Source organism: Pseudomonas sp. SWRI22 (assembly GCF_014268395.2).
Lineage (GTDB): Bacteria > Pseudomonadota > Gammaproteobacteria > Pseudomonadales > Pseudomonadaceae > Aquipseudomonas > Aquipseudomonas paracarnis.
In genome coordinates this window covers 178,586-195,724 of sequence record NZ_JABWQK020000001.1, presented here as the reverse complement: position 1 = coordinate 195,724, position 17,139 = coordinate 178,586, and the positions used below count along the sequence as shown (strand labels likewise).

15 protein-coding genes are annotated in these 17,139 nt (G+C 60.4%); 7 read left to right on the top strand and 8 right to left on the bottom strand.

Going from position 1 to position 17,139, the window contains the following annotated elements; all coding sequences use genetic code 11:
* Positions 1-73: 73 nt before the first annotated feature.
* From HU730_RS00880 to HU730_RS00855, 6 genes are all read right to left on the bottom strand, one after another.
* Positions 74-250: a type III secretion effector protein gene (locus HU730_RS00880; RefSeq protein WP_080757665.1), complete on the bottom strand. Its 177-nt coding sequence runs from the start codon at positions 248-250 to the stop codon at positions 74-76.
* Between the two features lie 291 nt (positions 251-541).
* On the bottom strand, positions 542-1,558 hold the full coding sequence (locus tag HU730_RS00875; protein WP_186527806.1) for a type III secretion effector protein: 1,017 nt from the start codon (positions 1,556-1,558) through the stop codon (positions 542-544).
* A gap of 245 nt (positions 1,559-1,803) precedes the next feature.
* Positions 1,804-4,197 carry a TonB-dependent receptor gene (locus tag HU730_RS00870; protein ID WP_034125820.1) on the bottom strand — a complete coding sequence of 798 codons (2,394 nt, stop codon included), beginning with the start codon at positions 4,195-4,197 and terminating at the stop codon, positions 1,804-1,806.
* 97 nt (positions 4,198-4,294) lie between these two features.
* On the bottom strand, positions 4,295-5,245 hold the full coding sequence (locus HU730_RS00865; protein ID WP_186527805.1) for a FecR domain-containing protein: 951 nt from the start codon (positions 5,243-5,245) through the stop codon (positions 4,295-4,297).
* 26 nt (positions 5,246-5,271) lie between these two features.
* On the bottom strand, positions 5,272-5,772 hold the full coding sequence (locus HU730_RS00860; RefSeq protein ID WP_054898227.1) for a sigma-70 family RNA polymerase sigma factor: 501 nt from the start codon (positions 5,770-5,772) through the stop codon (positions 5,272-5,274).
* A 79-nt stretch (positions 5,773-5,851) separates the two neighbouring features.
* A complete protein-coding gene (locus tag HU730_RS00855) occupies positions 5,852-6,253 on the bottom strand; it encodes a cytochrome c (protein WP_080757661.1) in 402 nt (133 codons plus the stop codon).
* 146 nt (positions 6,254-6,399) lie between these two features.
* On the opposite strand from HU730_RS00855, the gene HU730_RS00850 reads away from it, so the two are divergent.
* The 3 genes from HU730_RS00850 to HU730_RS00840 are packed head-to-tail and all read left to right on the top strand — an operon-like array spanning position 6,400 to position 9,918.
* Positions 6,400-7,200: a glucose 1-dehydrogenase gene (locus HU730_RS00850; protein WP_072448699.1), complete on the top strand. Its 801-nt coding sequence runs from the start codon at positions 6,400-6,402 to the stop codon at positions 7,198-7,200.
* Complete coding sequence (locus HU730_RS00845) at positions 7,193-9,019, top strand: glycoside hydrolase family 15 protein (RefSeq protein WP_054898225.1); 1,827 nt, start codon at positions 7,193-7,195, stop codon at positions 9,017-9,019. The genes HU730_RS00850 and HU730_RS00845 overlap by 8 nt, the downstream gene beginning before the upstream one ends.
* On the top strand, positions 9,007-9,918 hold the full coding sequence (locus HU730_RS00840) for an alpha/beta hydrolase (RefSeq protein WP_186527804.1): 912 nt from the start codon (positions 9,007-9,009) through the stop codon (positions 9,916-9,918). Before HU730_RS00845 ends, HU730_RS00840 begins: the two co-directional genes overlap by 13 nt.
* On the opposite strand, the gene HU730_RS00835 is transcribed toward HU730_RS00840, so the two are convergent.
* A complete protein-coding gene (locus tag HU730_RS00835) occupies positions 9,904-10,872 on the bottom strand; it encodes a GlxA family transcriptional regulator (protein WP_060764301.1) in 969 nt (322 codons plus the stop codon). The two genes, HU730_RS00840 and HU730_RS00835, sit on opposite strands and share 15 nt — an antisense overlap.
* A gap of 89 nt (positions 10,873-10,961) precedes the next feature.
* Here HU730_RS00835 and HU730_RS00830 point away from each other — a divergent pair, with 89 nt between their 5' ends.
* Positions 10,962-11,642, top strand: a complete 681-nt coding sequence (locus HU730_RS00830) for a DJ-1/PfpI family protein (protein ID WP_096144362.1) — start codon at positions 10,962-10,964, stop codon at positions 11,640-11,642.
* Between the two features lie 409 nt (positions 11,643-12,051).
* On the opposite strand, the gene HU730_RS00825 is transcribed toward HU730_RS00830, so the two are convergent.
* A complete protein-coding gene (locus HU730_RS00825; protein WP_186527803.1) occupies positions 12,052-12,681 on the bottom strand; it encodes a LysE family translocator in 630 nt (209 codons plus the stop codon).
* A 169-nt stretch (positions 12,682-12,850) separates the two neighbouring features.
* Between HU730_RS00825 and HU730_RS00820 the strand changes: the two genes are divergently transcribed.
* From HU730_RS00820 to HU730_RS00810, 3 genes are all read left to right on the top strand, one after another.
* Positions 12,851-13,366: a sigma-70 family RNA polymerase sigma factor gene (locus HU730_RS00820; protein ID WP_186527802.1), complete on the top strand. Its 516-nt coding sequence runs from the start codon at positions 12,851-12,853 to the stop codon at positions 13,364-13,366.
* On the top strand, positions 13,353-14,303 hold the full coding sequence (locus HU730_RS00815) for a FecR domain-containing protein (protein WP_186527801.1): 951 nt from the start codon (positions 13,353-13,355) through the stop codon (positions 14,301-14,303). Before HU730_RS00820 ends, HU730_RS00815 begins: the two co-directional genes overlap by 14 nt.
* A 104-nt stretch (positions 14,304-14,407) precedes the next feature.
* A complete protein-coding gene (locus HU730_RS00810) occupies positions 14,408-16,897 on the top strand; it encodes a TonB-dependent receptor (RefSeq protein WP_186527800.1) in 2,490 nt (829 codons plus the stop codon).
* Positions 16,898-17,139: the final 242 nt, after the last annotated feature.

Sequence of the window (17,139 nt, the reverse complement as noted above, 5' to 3'; positions counted from 1 at the left end):
CTCATGTGTGGTTGGATGGGCTCGACAGTTCCGAGTAAAAGGCTAATACCAATGACAATATGTAAAACCGTGGTCAACCACCCTCATCCAGCTTTCGCCTACGCCACCAGCCTGCCAGGCTGTTGATCAAGCCGGTGTCTTTCAATGAATCGCCACCGGCCCCCGGCGTCTGCAACTCCGCCAGCAGGCCCCGGGAAAAATCATCCGAAACGGGCGCCTGGAATTTGCGCTCGCCGGCATAAGCCTTCATGCGCCGCGCCTCGGCCTCATATTCGGTCGACTCAAAGGGAAGACTTTGCGACGCTGCGCACTCCTCTGGCATTGCCAGACTCGCTTGCTGGGTGTTGCGCAAAAGCTCGAGAGGGCCAGGTTTGGGGGAATTAAACGAGGTTGAAGTCATATGTTTCCCTCATTCGAAAGCTGAAAAAACGGCATGCCAAATCACTACCGCAGGTACCACCTATGTGGCAACCGGGAATAATTCGTTCCTTGAAACATATAAAACTGGCGCCACCTCAAAAAGGTGGCGCCGCAAGAGTGGTCAGCGGGACAACGAGTACAGCCCTCTACGGCTGATCTTCCCATCGCCGTCTTTACTGAGGTGGTTATCCATTTTTTCGAGCACGTCACTGCGCGTGAGTATTTCCTGGGATAACTGAATCAGATGGTCCTTGGCTGCATCGCCAGTGAGCGGCTTGCGCGCCCACTCTTTCAGTTCGCTGATTTTCAGGCTTGAGCCCCCGCTCCTTTTCTTCAACTCGTCGAAATGATCAAGCAGCTCACCGGCCAGTTCCTTGTCAGTCTTGTACTTGAAGTAGTTCTCTCCTTTGATCACCATATTCAGTTTTTGCCGGTCGATAAGACCATCCAGGGCGCCGGTGGAACTGTGCCTATCCATCGCTGCCATCAGTTCCGGACGTCGTAGCAGCTCATTGGCCAGGCGGATGTTCTCGTTCATGACGGGGTTAGGCGACCACCCTCTTTTCGCCATCGCAAGAATGCTGTCAACGCTGACGTAGCCAGGCTTCTTCGGGTCTCTGAAGGCATTGAAGTTGTCGAGCAGTTGTTGGGCCAACTCTTCGCGGTTCTTCAACGCGTACTGCGGATCCGGCCTGCCGGGGGCAGGCGGATACGGTCGACCTGTGGTGGGGTCCGGTCGTGGTGGTGGATTGCTATCAATCGGATTTGGCCTGGGGGGCGTGTTGCTGCAACCTGGGTTTGGCCTTGGCGGCCGATGTTCACAACCAGGATGCGTGGGCGGCCGATGTCCGCTGAAGCAATGACCGACCCACTGCTTGAATTGGCTCAGCAAACTCTGCGCCCCCTGCGGGCTGTGGTGACGCCCATGCGCGTCAGCCGCGGTGGTCGGCGCCTGAGGACTACCAAATACCGGCCCGTCCTTGTTCTCCCTGGATTGGAAATTAACATGGGCAGCATTCTGGCCATTGAAAGAACGCGCAGCCGCAGCCTCGTTAGCGACTTTAATGTCGACCTTGGCCGGTGGAAGGTCAGACGTTGCTGAAGCAGAGACGGGTGTATCCAACATCGATACCGACATAAGTTTCTCCATGACAGTGGGCGATTTTCAGCTTGTCGCTCCAACGCAATGTCGAAGCCCACCAGCTTTCCCATGTGTGGTTTTGCGTCGGAATCAGTTCCTGATCCAGCAACAATATGTGATCAAGGTGTAGGAAACAGCTTGGACAGCGGCGATCTTCTCGCGATGAATGGGCGGTGCCCCTGGCCCGGGCCAAAAAAAAATCGCGACCTTTGAGATCGCGATTTTTCTTCATCGGCTAAAGCTCAAAACCCTACGCTTGCCTGTAGGAAGAACGTGCGAGGCTCACCCAGGTACAACCCTGCATTGTTGTCGCTAGAGCGTGTGTAATGCTGCTGGTCGAAGACATTCTTCACGCCCACGCCCAGTTTCAGGTTCGACAGTTGCGCGCCAAAGTCGTAGCCGCTGCGCAGGTTGACCGAGACATACCCGGGGATATCACCGTATTGGCCATCAGCAGAGCCTTGGGTGATATAAGTGGTGCCGGTGCCGGGCGCACGCTGGCCGGACTGGGCATAGACGTCCAGGTTGTGGGTCCAGTGGTTGACGTCGTAACGCAGGCCCAGGGTCGCCACTTGGCGGGAATACAGTGGCAGGTCACGGCCCTTGAACGGCACATCACCTTCGGAGGTGGCCTTGGTGTAGGTGAAGCCCGCGTTGGCGGTCAGGCCGTCGAGGCGCGGGTCGAGGTTGGACAGGTCGTAATGGGCGGATGCTTCGATGCCGCTGTGCTTGGTGGCGCCGAGGTTGGTCCAGCCCACGTCATTGCTGACGTATTGCAGTTCATCCGAGAAGTCGATGTAGAACAGCGTCACTTCGCCGCCCCAGACGCTGTCGTTGTAGCGCGTACCGACCTCGTAGGTCTTGGCCTTTTCGGGGTTCAGGCCGTTGGCCGTCTGGTCGCCGGTACCGCCCTGGCCGAGTTGGAAATACTGCAGGCTGCCGAAGGAGGTTTCGTAGTTGGCGAACAGTTTCCAGGCGTCAGACACGTGGTACATCACGCTCAGCGCCGGCAGCGGTTCGTTGTTGTGGACCTCGCGGCGTTTTTCCTCGGTACGCTTGCCGTTCAGGGCAACGACCGGGCGGTCATGCCATTCGGTACGGATATCTTCAAAGCGAATGCCCGGGGTGATGGTCCATTTGCCAATATCGATTTTGTTATCGATATAGAAGGCGTTGGCTTCAGTGCCCCCCGTGCGGTCCTGATACACGTGACCGTCGCTCTGCCCGCCCGGCGTCGGTACGTTGTTGACCAGGTTCAGGCTGGTGGCCTCCTCGTGCATGCCTTCTTTGAGGTAGCGATACCCCACACTGACTTCCTGGGTACTGGGCCCCAGGTCAAACACATGAGACACACGCGGCTCGATGCCGAAGGTGTAGTAGGTGCGCGGGTAGGAGCTGAGGGTCTTGAGATCGCGGTTGGCAATGTTGCTGCCACGGAAACTGTCGGAATAGTAAGTCAGCACTTCGGCCTGGGTGCGGTCGTCGATCTGGCGGATGTACTTGAACGACACGTCCTTGCGGCGCCCGCTGAAGTTGTCCCAGTCACGCACCGATTGGTACGGGTTGGCATCGAACTGCTTCTGGGTCAGGCCGCCGGGCATATCGGCGCTGGCATCGTAATAGTGGAAGTTCAGCGAGAAATCGTCTTGATCGGTCGGCGCCCAGTGGGTTTTGAAGATCACATCATCGATGTCGTTGCCGTTGTTGCTGTTGCGGTAACCGTTACCGTTGACCCCGGAGTACAGCAGCGCGGCGCCGATACCGTTGTCGGCCGTGCCACCGATAAAGGCATTCTCTACATGCTTCCAGCCACCGTGGGCAGACGTTTGCAGGGTGGTGCCGACTTCACCGGAGAAGTCTTGCGGGATCGCACGGGTCACGAAGTTGATCACGCCGCCGACGTTCTGTGGCCCATAACGCACCGAACCCGCACCGCGGACAACGTCGATACTTTCCAGGTTACCGGCAGAAATCGGCGCCATCGACAGCTGTGGCTGGCCGTAAGGAGCGAACGCAGCCGGTACGCCGTCAATCAGCACGGTGGAGCGCGGTGACAGGCGCGAGGTCAGGCCGCGTACGCCGACGTTGAGGGAAATATCACTGCCACCGGTGCCGTTGGATTCCTGCACTTGCACGCCAGGCACGCGGCGCAGGACGTCACCGATGTTCATCGCGCCCTGCTCTACCATGGCTTCGCGTCGAATGACGGTGCGTGCGCCGGGATGGTTCTGCACCACTTCGGCATCGGCGTCGGCAAGCCAGTCGCCCACCACCTTGATATCGGTGACCCCCAGTTCCAGCGGTGAGCCCGCTTCACCGGTGCCGCGGCTCACCGGACGCAAGGTCACGGAGCCGGCGTCAATCTGGTAATCCAGGCCACTGCCTTGCAGTAATTGCCGCAGGGCTTGTTCGGGCGAGAGATTGCCATCGACCGCAGGAGCTTGCTTGCCAGCAACCATATCGGGGCTGAAGAACACTTGCAGCGAGGTCTGCTGGCCCAATTGGCTCAAGGCTGCGCCGAGGGATTGCGCACGAATGTGGATCCCCTCGGCAGCCTGTGCGGTACTGATGGCAACGGCCAGGGCCAAGGGCGCCCAGCGGGAAATTTTATTGTTGTGGGGGGCAAGTTTTTTCACGTCGAACCTAGTCCTGTGATCGCAAGCATGCGCGGCCGTTAATGCAAACCAGTTGCAGTTGCAGGAGAAGACGAAGAACTCGAAAAAAACCTGAATGTCAGCGCGAAATAATTTCCTGGCTACCGTCCGGCAGAGTGCGCAAGGCGACCGGCAGGATGTGGGGCAAGGCCTTGAGCAAGGCATCGGTATCGCTGGAGTTGAAGACACTGGTCAAGCGCAGATTGCCCACCGCTGCCGTACTGACACGCAGCGGTTGCTCGCGGTAGCGCGACACTTCCCGCGCCACGTCGACCAAGGTGGCGCTGTTGAACACCAGTTTACCGTTGCGCCACGCGGTCAGTTCTTCAGGGTTCACCGCGTAGGCCGCCGCCACTTGGCCTTGGGGATCGACATGGGTGCCACGCCCGGCGGTGAGCGTGACGATGTGATCGGATGCCCGGCCCTGCACCTTGACCGTGCCGGCTTCGACCGCCACGCGGGTCTGGTCCGCCTCCCGACGTACATCAAAGCGCGTGCCGGTGACAGTCACCTGCCCTGCGCCGGCTGCGACCACAAACGGGCGCCCGGCGTCATGCTGCACGCTGAACATCGCCTCGCCCTGCTTGAGCTCTACGCCCCGACGGCCCTTTTCGTAATGAACCGCGACCACGCTGCGGCTGTTGAGGTCCATCACGGAACCGTCAGGCAAGATCACCTGACGATGCTCGCCTAACCGCGTGCTGAATTCGGCATTGTAGGGCTTTGGCTGCCCCAGACCGCGGTACGCACCCAGGCCCACTGCAATGGCGACCACACTGGCGGCCACGGCATAACGCATCAGCGCACGCCGTCCAAGGCGCTCGGTCGGCGCATCGCCCAGCGCCTGCAAGCGGGCCTTGGGCAGCAAATCCGTCGCACTCCATAGCCCTTGCAGCACATCGATTTCGTACTGATGCGCGGGCTGCGACCTGCGCCAGGCATCGAAACGTTGGCGTTCCTGGGCGCTCAATGGGCCGTCTTGCAGGCGTATAAACCACTGCGCGGCCTCATCACGGACACGGTTATCCATCGTGGAAGATCCTGTTTCAAAGCCGGTCATGGCGCGCTCGCATCCAGACGATCACGCAGATGCCGCAGGGTGCGGATCATATACTTTTCCACCATGTTTTTAGACAGCCCCAGGCGTGTGGCGATTTCCTGCTGGGTGAGCCCTTCGATCTTTTGCCAGATGAAAATCCTGCGACAGTTGAGCGGCAACTCGGCCAGCGCCCGCTCGATGGCGTCGGCCAACTGGATCGCGTGCATGTAATGCTCCGGGTCGCTACTGTGAGGCGTGCTGTGATCAGCCGCCTGCAGCGTCAACGCCTCGCGGCGGTCTTCGCGGCGGTAGGCATCCACCGCAATATTGCGCGCGGTTTGATGCAGGTAGGCGCGTGGCTGCGCCACCTCGCAGGCAGCGGACTCAAGCACCCGCACGAAGGTGTCGTGCGCCAGGTCTTCGGCTTGCTGACGGTTTCTCAGGCGGCGTGTCCAGGTGCCGATCAACTCTTCGTAGTGCTCGAAAAAGCCTGTTCTGCGGGGCGGCTGAGGAGTCATCGCGAGAGCACTGGGGAGGCGGGGCGTGAATAGTAATGCTTCCTATTAAGTGGGGCAATTGCTGCTCATCGCCGACCCACTATTTGTTTGAAATGACCTCACTCATGTATTGATGCAAATCGCGAAAGTCTTTAACGCTCCAGGCATGTGGCGCGATCTTTACGCCGTTGTCTTGCAGCGTCTTGGGGATCAGGTTGCCATTGGGGCGAAGGATGACCGAGGAGACGATAACGCCCGGATAATCATGGAGTCGTTTCTTGAAGGTGGCAGTTGTCAGGTCGGGGGTTGGCGGATTACTTTTTTTTGCCAATGGCCCCGTGCCTTTGATATCGGGCCCATGGCACACAGCACAGCGCTGCAGATACAGCGTTTTACCATTGCTGTTTTCCGCGACGCACAAGGCTGTCTGAGCCAGTGATAAAGCGGCCACTACGCCGCTGAGTAATAGTTTCATCCATCGGGTATCGGCCCACGCATGCATTCCATCGCTTCCTGTATTGCCCTTTGTTTTCAGCATCATACGATAAAGTCGCGCTTTGCCCGAGTTGGGCGTAAGCGCCAGGGGGTGAACTTCCGCTCCCAGCCGCCAGTCAGCAAGAAGGACTCTCATAAAACGGTGGGTGGGCGATGCAGATTTCCTTGCAGCAACAAGTGGCCCTGGTCACCGGGGCCAGTTCCGGCATTGGCGCGGGCGCGGCCAAAGCCCTGGCCGCGGCAGGCGCGGCGGTGGTGCTTAACTACAACTCCCAGGCGGCACCGGCTGAGGCCCTCGCCGCACAGATCAATGCCAACGGCGGCCGAGCGCTTGCGATTGGCGGCGATGTGTCCAAGGAGGCCGATGTCGAACGCCTGTTCGCGCAAACCCTCGACGCCTTCGGCCATCTGGATATTCTGGTGGCCAACTCCGGCCTGCAAAAAGACGCCAATCTGGTCGATATGAGCCTTGAGGATTGGAACACCGTGATTGGTGTCAACCTCACCGGGCAATTCCTGTGCGCGCGGGCGGCGGTGCGCATCTTCAATCGCCAGGGTATTCGCGAAGGTGTGTCACGGGCCGCCGGCAAAATCATCCATATGAGTTCGGTGCATCAAGTCATCCCCTGGGCCGGGCATGTGAATTACGCCGCGTCCAAGGGCGGCGTGGAGATGCTGATGCGCACCCTCGCCCAGGAAGTCAGCGAACAGCGCATCCGTATCAATGGCATTGCGCCTGGGGCGATTCGCACGGCGATCAACCGCGCAGCCACTGAAGGCGCTGCAGAAAAAGAGCTGCTCAAATTGATTCCTTATGGTCGTGTCGGTGACGTCGAAGACGTGGCCAATGCGGTGGTGTGGCTGGCCAGCGATGCCTCTGATTATGTGGTTGGCAGCACCTTGTTCATCGATGGCGGTATGAGCCTCTACCCGGAGTTCCGTGGCAATGGTTGATTTCAAGAACGAACCTCAAAGCGCCATCGATGCCCACGGGATCATCGGCGACATGCGCAGCGCGGCACTGGTGAACGACCGCGGCAGCATCGACTTCTTCTGCTGGCCGGAATTCGACAGCCCTTCGGTGTTTTGCGCACTGCTCGACACGCCCGAGGCCGGCACGTTCCAGCTTACCCCGGACCTGCCCAACGCCCGCCGCGAGCAGATCTACCTGCCCGACACCAATGTGCTGCAGACTCGCTGGCTGAGCGATGAAGCGGTGGTGGAGATCACCGACCTGCTGACCGTCAGCGAAAACGTCGATGAACTGCCCTTGCTGATCAGGCGGGTACGGGTGGTCAGTGGCAAGGCGACTATCCACCTGAGCTGCGCCGTGCGCCACGACTATGCCCGGGCCCCCACCGAGGCTAAGGCCGAGGCTGCCAGCGTGGTGTTCACCGCCAGCGGCCAGCCCGGCCTGCGCCTGATTGGCAGTCAGCCGCTGACCCTCCAAGGCAACACCGCCATCGCCACCTTTACCCTCGCCCAGGATGAAGGCGCCGAATTTGTCCTCGGTGGCCAGGAGGATGCGCGCGTCACCAACGACTGTACCGACCTCTACCTGGAGCGCACCTTGAAGTTCTGGCGCGGTTGGATCAGCCAGTCCAACTATCGCGGGCGCTGGCGCGAGATGGTCAACCGCTCGGCCCTGGCGCTGAAACTCCTGACCTCGCGCAAACACGGCGCCATCATCGCCGCGGCCACGTTCGGGCTGCCGGAAACGCCCGGCGGCGAACGCAACTGGGACTACCGCTATACCTGGATCCGCGATGCCTCGTTCACCGTCTATGCGTTCATGCGCCTGGGTTTCGTCGAGGAAGCCAACGCCTATATGCGCTGGCTCAGGGGCCGGGTCAGCGACTGCTGCGGCCAGCCGACCAAGATCAACATCCTGTACGGCATCGACGGTCGCCAGGAACTGCCGGAAACCACCCTCGACCACTTGAGCGGCCACGGCGGCGCCCAACCGGTGCGGGTGGGCAACGAAGCGTTCGACCAGGTCCAGCTGGATATCTACGGCGAACTGATGGACGCGGTTTATCTGGTCAACAAGTACGGCGAAGCCATCTCCCACCAAGGCTGGAAACACACGGTGGAAGTGGTCGACCAAGTGTGTGAGATCTGGAACCACAAAGACGTGGGCATCTGGGAAATGCGCGGTGAGCAGCACCATTTCCTGCACTCACGCCTGATGTGCTGGGTGGCCCTGGACCGTGCCATTCGCCTGGCCTCCAAACGTTCGCTGCCGGCCCCGTTCGCACGCTGGGACCAGACGCGCCAGGCGATCTACGCCGACATCTGGACTAACTTCTGGAACGAAGAACGCGGGCATTTTGTGCAGCATATCGGCAGCACCGCCCTCGACGGCTCGATGCTGTTGATGCCGCTGGTGCGCTTTGTCGCCGCCACGGACCCGCGCTGGCTCACGACACTGGAAGCGATCCAGAAAAGCCTGGTGCGCGACGGCATGGTCTACCGCTACCGCAATGACGATAGCCAGATCGATGGGCTGCAAGGCGTCGAAGGCGCGTTTGCCGCCTGTTCGTTCTGGTACGTCGAATGCCTGGCGCGCGCCGGGCAAGTTGAAAAGGCCCATCTGGAATTCGAACAGTTGCTGCGTTACGCCAACCCGCTGGGGTTGTACGCCGAAGAGTTCGACAGCCAGGCCCGGCACCTGGGCAACACGCCCCAGGCCTTGAGCCATTTGGCGTTGATCAGTGCGGCAACGTTTTTGGACCGCAAACTCAGCGGGGAGAAAACCGTATGGCAACCGTGACCACCCCACCCGCACTGCTGTATGTGCGCACCACCTTGCTTGATGTGGCTTACGAAACCCACGGCCCTGTCGATGGCGAACCGGTGATCCTGTTGCATGGCTTCCCCTACGACCCACGGGGGTACGACGACATCGCGCCGGTGCTGGCTGAACGTGGTTATCGGGTGTTGGTCCCGTATTTACGCGGTTATGGCCCGACGCGATTTATCAACACGCAAGTGATGCGCTCTGGCCAACAGGCAGCGCTGGCCAAGGACTTGCTCGACTTCATGGATGCATTGTCGATCCCGCAAGCCACCCTCGCCGGCTTTGACTGGGGTGGGCGCGCCGCCTGTATTGTCGCGGCGCTATGGCCGCAGCGGGTGCGCGGTCTGGTGACCGGCGATGGCTACAACATCCAGGCCATCAGCCAGTCGCTCAAGCCCAGGCCACCTGAGACAGAGCACCGGCTCTGGTATCAGTATTACTTTCACACCCAGCGCGGGGTCGACGGGTTGACGGCCAATCGGCGTGAACTCTGCCAATTGCTCTGGACGCTGTGGTCACCGTCCTGGGCCGAAGGGCCAAGCCGCTACGCCCTGACCGCGCCGTCGTTTGATAACCCGGATTTTGTCGAGGTGGTGATTCACTCCTATCGCCATCGCTTTATGTATGCGCCGGGTGATCCCGCGCTGGAATACATCGAGCAGGCGCTGGTGCCGCAACCGCCGATATCAGTACCGAGCATTTCGCTGTGCGGGGCCGACGATGGCGTGGGCCCGCCGTCGCTGGAGGATGATGACGTGGAGCACTTCAGCGGTTTTTATCGCCGCCAGGTGTTGCCCGGCGTGGGTCATAACGTTTTCCAGGAAGCGCCCCAGGTCACGCTTCAAGCTTTGCTGGAACTACTGGAGCGGTGAAAAACGCTCTCGATAAGCCTGGGGCGTCACCGACAAAGCCCTTAGAAAGCTGCGGCGCAGAGTCTCTTCACAGCCAAAACCACATTGCATGGCGATACGCTTGATGGAGGTTGTGCTATCTGCCAGTTGCCGGCGTGCGTTTTCGACGCGAATCAGTTCCACGGCCCGCGCCGGGGTTTGGCCAGTCTCGGTGCGATAGTGGCGTACAAAGCTGCGCTCGCTCATGCCAGCCTGGGCCGCCAGGGTGGCGATGCTCAGATCCAACGTCAGGTTTTCGGCGATCCAGGCATGCAGCTCGGCAAAACGGCTGTCGCTCTTTTGCAGGGATAACGTCACGCTGAATTGCGACTGACCGCCAGGGCGCTTGAGGAACACCACCAAGTGGCGCGCCACCTCCAGGGCAATCGCACGCCCCAGGTCATCCTCTACCAGGGCCAGGCACAGGTCGATCCCGGCGGTCACACCAGCAGACGTCCACACCGCACCTTGCTGGATGAAAATCGGATTGGCCTCCACCGTGAGCGCAGGGAACTTGCGCGCCAGTTCTTCACAGCGCGTCCAGTGCGTGGCCACGCGGCAACCATCGAGCAAGCCACTGGCGGCCAGCAGAAAAGCCCCGGTGCAAACCGAAGCCATGCGCCGGGTGTGCAAGGATTTATCGCGCACCCATTGCACCAGCGCCGGGTCCTCGGCAGCGCCGTACACGCCCCAGCCACCGGCGATCACCAGGGTATCGCAGGGCTGGTCAATGGCGGGCAGCGGTTCGGCCAGCAGCGCCAGGCCGGCTGACGTCATCACCGGCTCAGCCTGAGCGGCGATGACGTTGACCGCGTAGGGCAATGGCAAACCATGCTGGCGCGCCAAATCGTTAGCCGATGCGAATACCTGTAGAGGCCCGGTGACATCGAGTACCTGGGCATTCTCAAACGCGAGTACATGAATAATTTTAGGCATGATTGGCGAGATTAGTGGGCTCAATGGCGTATTCGCCAAAGCCTAGGCTTCTACAGTGAGCACGTCCATTCCTTTTCGGAGCTTGAATCATGACCTTGCAGATCGGCTTTCTGTTGTTCCCCGGCATCCAGCAACTGGACCTTACCGGCCCCTATGACGTCCTCGGTTCACTGCCAGACGTGAAGCTGCACATGGTATGGAAAGACCTCGCGCCGATCACCTCCAGCACTGGCCTGGTGTTCACGCCGACCATGACCTATGCCGACTGCCCGAACCTGGATGTGCTTTGCGTACCCGGCGGCGCCGGTGTGGGCCCATTGATGGAAGACCCGCAAACCCTGGACTTCCTCAAGGCCCAGGCCCAGACAGTGCGCTACATGACCTCGGTGTGCACCGGCTCATTGGTACTGGGCGCGGCAGGGTTGCTGCGCGGTCGCAAGGCCACCACCCATTGGGCCTACCACCACCTGCTCGCCCCGCTCGGTGCCATCCCCGTACAGGAACGTGTGGTGCGTGATGGCAACCTGTTTACCGGCGGCGGGATCACCGCGGGCATCGATTTTGCCCTGACTTTGGCCGCGGAGTTGTACAGCGAAGCGGCAGCGCAACTGGTGCAACTGCAGATCGAATACGCGCCGGCCCCACCGTTTGACTCTGGCCGCCCGGAGACGGCGCCCCGGCATGTGCTGGAGGAAGCCAACAAGCGCACGGAGGAGTCACGCAGAGTGCGCGGGGAGATTGTTGCGCGAGCGGCTGCGCGGTTGGGGTGAAGTTGGATTTCTCACGTCCGGTCGCTGAATTTGCAGCGACTGAAGGTCCGTGGGAATGAACCGGTTTCAACGCTTGAACGTGAGGTAAGTCCTAGACCGCTGTACGAAACTCCTTTTGATTCTTTCGGTGCTCAACGGCTGTCCAGTCGTAGCCAGTCTTTCGACTGACCTGGTAGTCGCGGCAAAACTGGCCAAAGGTATCTCTTTCAGTCAAATAGGTGGCCGTTACCGCAGGAATGAATATGTGCTCGGTCTGATACCCGGTGTCGGCTGGCAGGCCGCCATCGCAGGCAAGCCAGCTCCCACAGTTGGATTGCGGGGTGTCTGGTAGATGAGCATCGGCTGTCGGGCCGTTGCGGGAGCAAGCTCCCCCGCCACAAAGAAACTTGCTTGGCTTCCCGCCTGTCATTCAGGCAGGACGTGACATCACCGCCAAGCGCACGGCCAACGCCGTCAGCACCGCTGCCAAGCCCCACTTCTGCAGCCAGGCGCTTTTGGTGCGTTTGGCGAAGAAACGACTGAGCGCCCCGCCAAACACGCCCAACAGCACATGAAACACACTGGCGATCAACGTCAACACACCGCCCAGCACCATCAATTGCAAGGCGATAGGCCCCGCCTCGGGCCGCACAAACTGCGGCAGGAACACCATGAAAAACAACAACGCTTTGGGGTTGAGCAAGCTGTTGAGCATGGCCTGCAGAAACACTCGGCCCAACGCCACGCGGCCGACGTGAGCGGTGTCCAGGCCGGGGCGTTTCTGCAAGGTTTTGAAGGCCAGCCACAGCAGGTAAATCACGCCCGCATAACGGATCAGGTCGAAAGCCGGCGGCCAACTGGCAACCAACGCCGTCACCCCCATGGCGGTCAACGCTGTCAGCAACAGGTCGGCCCCGCCAATGCCCAGGGCCGAAGCAACGCCGCCGCGCCAGCCATGGGTGACGCCCTGACTGATGACAAACGCCATGTTCGGCCCCGGTGACAGCAGCAACAGCAACACAGCGCCGGAAAAAACACCGAGTGTGACAAGGCTGATCATGGTTGAACCGTCCGCTGGAAAAAAATCCAGATTAATCGGCGCTTGCAGGCCCTACAAAAAATTGTGCTGGATACATTGCTCACGCAGCGAACCCAGTGATTGCTGAATGCCACGACCAACGTCTAGAATGCGAAACATTATCAATTAAGCCTGCTGCGCCAGGATGACCATGTCGAGCGATCACCCACTGGACCCTGCTGCCATCGGCCAGCTATACCAAGCCCACCATTCATGGCTGCGAGGCTGGTTGAGCCGGCGCACGGCCTGCCATGAGCGCGCCGCTGACCTCGCGCAGGACACCTTCGTGCGCCTGCTCAACGCGCGTCAGCAACAGACTTTGCAGCAGCCGCGCGCGTATCTGAGCAGCATCGCGCGCAGCTTGATGATCGACCAATACCGGCGCCGCGAACTGGAACGCGCCTACCTGGAAAGCCTGGCGCACTTCCCGCAAGTAGAGGTGCCGAGCGAAGAAACAAAGCGGCTGATCCTCGACAGCCTGGAGCGTATTGACCGTTTGCTCGACCAGCTCAAGCCGAGGGTGCGCGAGGCGTTCCTGTTGGCCCAATTGGACGGCCTGACCTGCCCGCAGATCGCCTTGCGCCTGGGCGTGTCCAAGGCCACGGTGGAACGCGACCTGTCCAAGGCGCTGCACGCCTGTTACCGGTTGCGCTATGCCGACTCCTGACTCGCACCTGGTCGACCAGGCCATCCAATGGATGATCAAGCTGCGCTACAACACCGCCGACGACGCCAGCACCGCGGCCTTTGACCAGTGGCTGCACACCAGCGAGGCGCATCAACAGGCCTGGCAACGGGTCGCCACCCTGAATGACGATTTCAACCACTTGCCGGCGCATGTCAGTCGCCATGCACTCGACGGCGCACGCCAGCACATCAGCCGTCGTGAAAGCCTGAAACTGCTCGGGCTGTTTGCCGGCGCCGCAGGTTTAGCCTGGCTGGGCCGCGACTACACGCCCCTGCCCGCCTTGATGGCGGACTACCGCACCGCCACTGGCGAGCGGCGCTGGGTAACATTGGAGGATGGCAGCAAAGTCCAGCTCAACAGCGCCAGCGCCGTCGACATTACCTCCAGCGCCGAACAACGGCTGGTGAACCTGCGCCAGGGTGAAATATTGATCAATACCAGCGCCGACCACCGCCCGCTGTGGGTGCATACCCGCGACGGTTACCTGCGCGCCGTCGGCACGCGCTTGCTGGTGCGCGAAGAACCCCAAGGTACCCTGCTGGCCGTGCAACAGGGTGCGGTAGCGGTGTTTGCCGATCGCCATGACGGCGCCGCACGCCAGGTGATCAAGCCAGGCGAACAGGTGATGTTCAACCGTAGCGGCATTCGCCCTTCCCCCGATAACGGCCTGGACCCCTGGGCCTGGAGTGACGGCGTGATCAGCGCCCACAACATGCGCCTGGACGACTTCCTGGCCGAACTGGGCCGCTATCGCAATGGGTTGGTGCGTTGCAGCGAAGCCGTGGCAGGGTTGCGAGTTTCGGGCACTTACCAACTGGAGGACACCGACCAAGTGCTCAAGTTGGTCACTCAATCGCTGGCGATCGATGTGACCTACCGCAGCCGCTACTGGGTAACCGTCTCCGCTCGGGTGTGACCGGCCGAAAATAAATGAGGTGAATTCTCATTGCCATTCGACCTGTAAGGAAGGGCCGATCAACAGGCCGGTTTGTCCACTTCCTTCAGGAGCATCCCGCGGTCATGCAAGCGTTCCCCTCCAAACGTTCTCTTCTCAAACACGCGGTGCAGGCCGCCCTCCTTGGCGCCTGCCTGGGCGGCGGCGTCTTGCCACTCGCCGTGATGGCCGACTCCGCTAGCGCTGATACCCAGGTTCGCGCATGGGCGATCGCCCCCGGCTCCCTTACCTCGGCACTGGATCAATTTGCCCGTCAGGCCGGCATCAGCTTGTCCTACGATGCCACCAGCGTTGCCGGTAAAACCAGCACAGGCCTGAGCGGCAACTTCGATCGAGAACAGGCCTTGGGCCAGTTACTGCGCGGCCAGGGCCTGCAAGCCCAGCGCCAAGGCAAGGATATCTGGCTGCTGTTGCCACAAATGGCCGACACCGGTGCCCTGAACCTGAGCGCGACCACGGTGACCGGCCAACGCCTGGGGCCCCTGACCGAAGGCACCGGTTCGTACACTACCGGCGCGGTCACCATCGGCAAAGGCCAACACAGCCTGCGGGAAACGCCACAGTCAGTGAGTGTGATGACCCGCCAATTGATGGACGATCAGAATGTCACCACCATTGACGATGTGATGGAACGTACACCGGGGATCACCACCTACGAGTCGCCCATGGGCGGCAAGTATTTCTATTCCCGCGGATTCAAGATGCTCGGCCAATACCAGTACGACGGCGTACCGCTGGACATGGGCAAGGACTATGTGCAGGCAGACAGTTTCAGCGCCAACATGGCGATCTATGATCGCGTGGAAGTACTTAAAGGCGCAGCCGGCATGCTCAAGGGGGCCGGCACGGCCAGCGGTGCGGTGAACTTCGTGCGCAAGCGGCCACAGGCCAACCCGACCTCAAGCCTGATGCTGTCCGCCGGCACCTGGGACAACTACCGCGCCGACGTCGATACCGGTGGCCCGCTCAATGACAGCGGCACCGTGCGCGGCCGCGCGGCGTTCAGCCAACAGGATCGCGGCTCCTACATGGACATTTCCAAGCGCCAGGACCAGGCCTTCTATACCGCACTGGACGTCGACCTGAGCCCCGACACAACCCTGGGCGTGGGAGCCAGCTACGAAGACGTCGACGCCAGCCCCTGTTGGGGTGGCTTGCCGCGCTATAGCGATGGCAAGAGCGCCAGGTTAAGCCGTTCCACCTGCCTGGGCCAATCCTGGAACGACTGGCAAAGCCGACGCACGACGTTCTTCGCTGACCTCACCCATCACTTCAATGACGACTGGCAAATCAAAGTCGCCGCTGTGCACAGCCGCAACCTGCAAGACACCAAGTACGCCGCCAGCGAAGGTACCATCGCCTATGGCGCCCCAACCCCCACCGCCAACTCCTACGCAGCATTGATGGACTATGAGCACAAGGACTTCGGCCTCGACGCTTACGTAGATGGCAAGTTCCAAGCCTTTGGCCTGGAACACGAACTGATCCTTGGGGCCAACGGCAGCCGAGGCACCCAGGATGACGTATTCGCGATCCAGAACCTGCCCACGCGCCAGAGCATTTATCAGCCCGACCACCACTTCCCCGAACCGGCCAATGACACCTTCTGGCCAAACATGTACCGCGGTGGCACGGTCAAGGAAACCGCTACCCAGTATGGTACTTACGCCACCTTGCGCCTGCGCCTGGCCGAGCCCTTGATGTTCATCGTGGGTAGCCGTGTGAGCTGGTACGAAAACCGTCGGCAGTCCAACACCCTGGGTTGGGGCGAGTGGAGTGTGCAAGATGCGCGCACCAGGGAATCCGGTGAAGTCACGCCGTTTGCCGCTCTGATCTACGACCTCGACGAACACCTTTCCCTGTACGCCAGCTACGCCGATATCTTCCAGCCGCAGAGCTCTTATGCCACCGCCGACGGCGCGGCACTCAAGCCCAAGATGGGGGACAACTACGAGCTGGGTATCAAGGGCGAATGGTTCGACGGGCGTCTCAACAGTTCCGTAGCGTTGTTCCGAGCCACAGAGAAAAACGGCGCCGAGACTGACTTCCTGAGTTTCTGCCCAACTTCGTCCGATGGCTACTGCTATACCGACACTGCCAAGGTCCGCGCCCAGGGCGTCGAAGCCGAAGTCAGCGGCCAGTTGCTCGAACGTCTGCAAGTCTCGGGGGGCTACACCTACACTCAGACCAAATCGCTGAAAAACATTGATACCGCTATCGAAGGAGGCGCGTCCAACACCTATGTACCCCGCCACATGTTGCGCATGTGGGGCGATTATCAGCTGGATGGCGCGCTGTCCAAATGGAGCGTGGGTACGGGGGTCAATGCCCAGAGCGGCAACTATCGCATGCAGCAGGGCCTCAAGCTCGAACAGGCCGGCTATACGGTTTGGGATGCACGATTGGCCTACCGCGTAGATGACACTTGGACCGTCGCCCTTAACGCCAAGAACCTCTTCGACAAAAACTATTACCAAACCGTGGGCACAGCCTCATGGGGCAATTTTTATGGCGAACCGCGTAATTTCACGGTCAGTCTGAAAGGCACCTTTTAACCCGCTCAATCCTCTTGAGGGCACGCGCCTGGTGCGTTGCGCCCTCTTTTCCCACGCCTCCCCGGGACCCGTCAAAAAAGTGTTTCCTGACAAACAGGAAAATTCACACTTTTGTTCCTACACTCAAAATCACACCCCGAGACCGGGTCCTCTTGCACAAGGAATGTCAACAAAATGACACAAGAAGGAACATTTAAAGTGTCTATGATATCATCGCTGAAACAAGGTCAAATTATTGACTG

Bases quoted from the DNA above. Each gene is read 5' to 3' on its own strand.
- HU730_RS00850 (WP_072448699.1), top strand. From the start codon at position 6,400: ATGCAGATTTCCTTGCAGCAACAAGTGGCCCTGGTCACCGGGGCCAGT.
- HU730_RS00815 (WP_186527801.1), top strand. From the start codon at position 13,353: ATGCCGACTCCTGACTCGCACCTGGTCGACCAGGCCATCCAATGGATG.
- HU730_RS00825 (WP_186527803.1), bottom strand. From the start codon at position 12,681: ATGATCAGCCTTGTCACACTCGGTGTTTTTTCCGGCGCTGTGTTGCTG.
- HU730_RS00845 (WP_054898225.1), top strand. From the start codon at position 7,193: ATGGTTGATTTCAAGAACGAACCTCAAAGCGCCATCGATGCCCACGGG.
- HU730_RS00810 (WP_186527800.1), top strand. From the start codon at position 14,408: ATGCAAGCGTTCCCCTCCAAACGTTCTCTTCTCAAACACGCGGTGCAG.
- HU730_RS00820 (WP_186527802.1), top strand. From the start codon at position 12,851: ATGTCGAGCGATCACCCACTGGACCCTGCTGCCATCGGCCAGCTATAC.
- HU730_RS00830 (WP_096144362.1), top strand. From the start codon at position 10,962: ATGACCTTGCAGATCGGCTTTCTGTTGTTCCCCGGCATCCAGCAACTG.
- HU730_RS00835 (WP_060764301.1), bottom strand. From the start codon at position 10,872: ATGCCTAAAATTATTCATGTACTCGCGTTTGAGAATGCCCAGGTACTC.
- HU730_RS00865 (WP_186527805.1), bottom strand. From the start codon at position 5,245: ATGGATAACCGTGTCCGTGATGAGGCCGCGCAGTGGTTTATACGCCTG.
- HU730_RS00880 (WP_080757665.1), bottom strand. From the start codon at position 250: ATGAAGGCTTATGCCGGCGAGCGCAAATTCCAGGCGCCCGTTTCGGAT.
- HU730_RS00875 (WP_186527806.1), bottom strand. From the start codon at position 1,558: ATGTCGGTATCGATGTTGGATACACCCGTCTCTGCTTCAGCAACGTCT.
- HU730_RS00840 (WP_186527804.1), top strand. From the start codon at position 9,007: ATGGCAACCGTGACCACCCCACCCGCACTGCTGTATGTGCGCACCACC.
- HU730_RS00860 (WP_054898227.1), bottom strand. From the start codon at position 5,772: ATGACTCCTCAGCCGCCCCGCAGAACAGGCTTTTTCGAGCACTACGAA.
- HU730_RS00855 (WP_080757661.1), bottom strand. From the start codon at position 6,253: ATGCATGCGTGGGCCGATACCCGATGGATGAAACTATTACTCAGCGGC.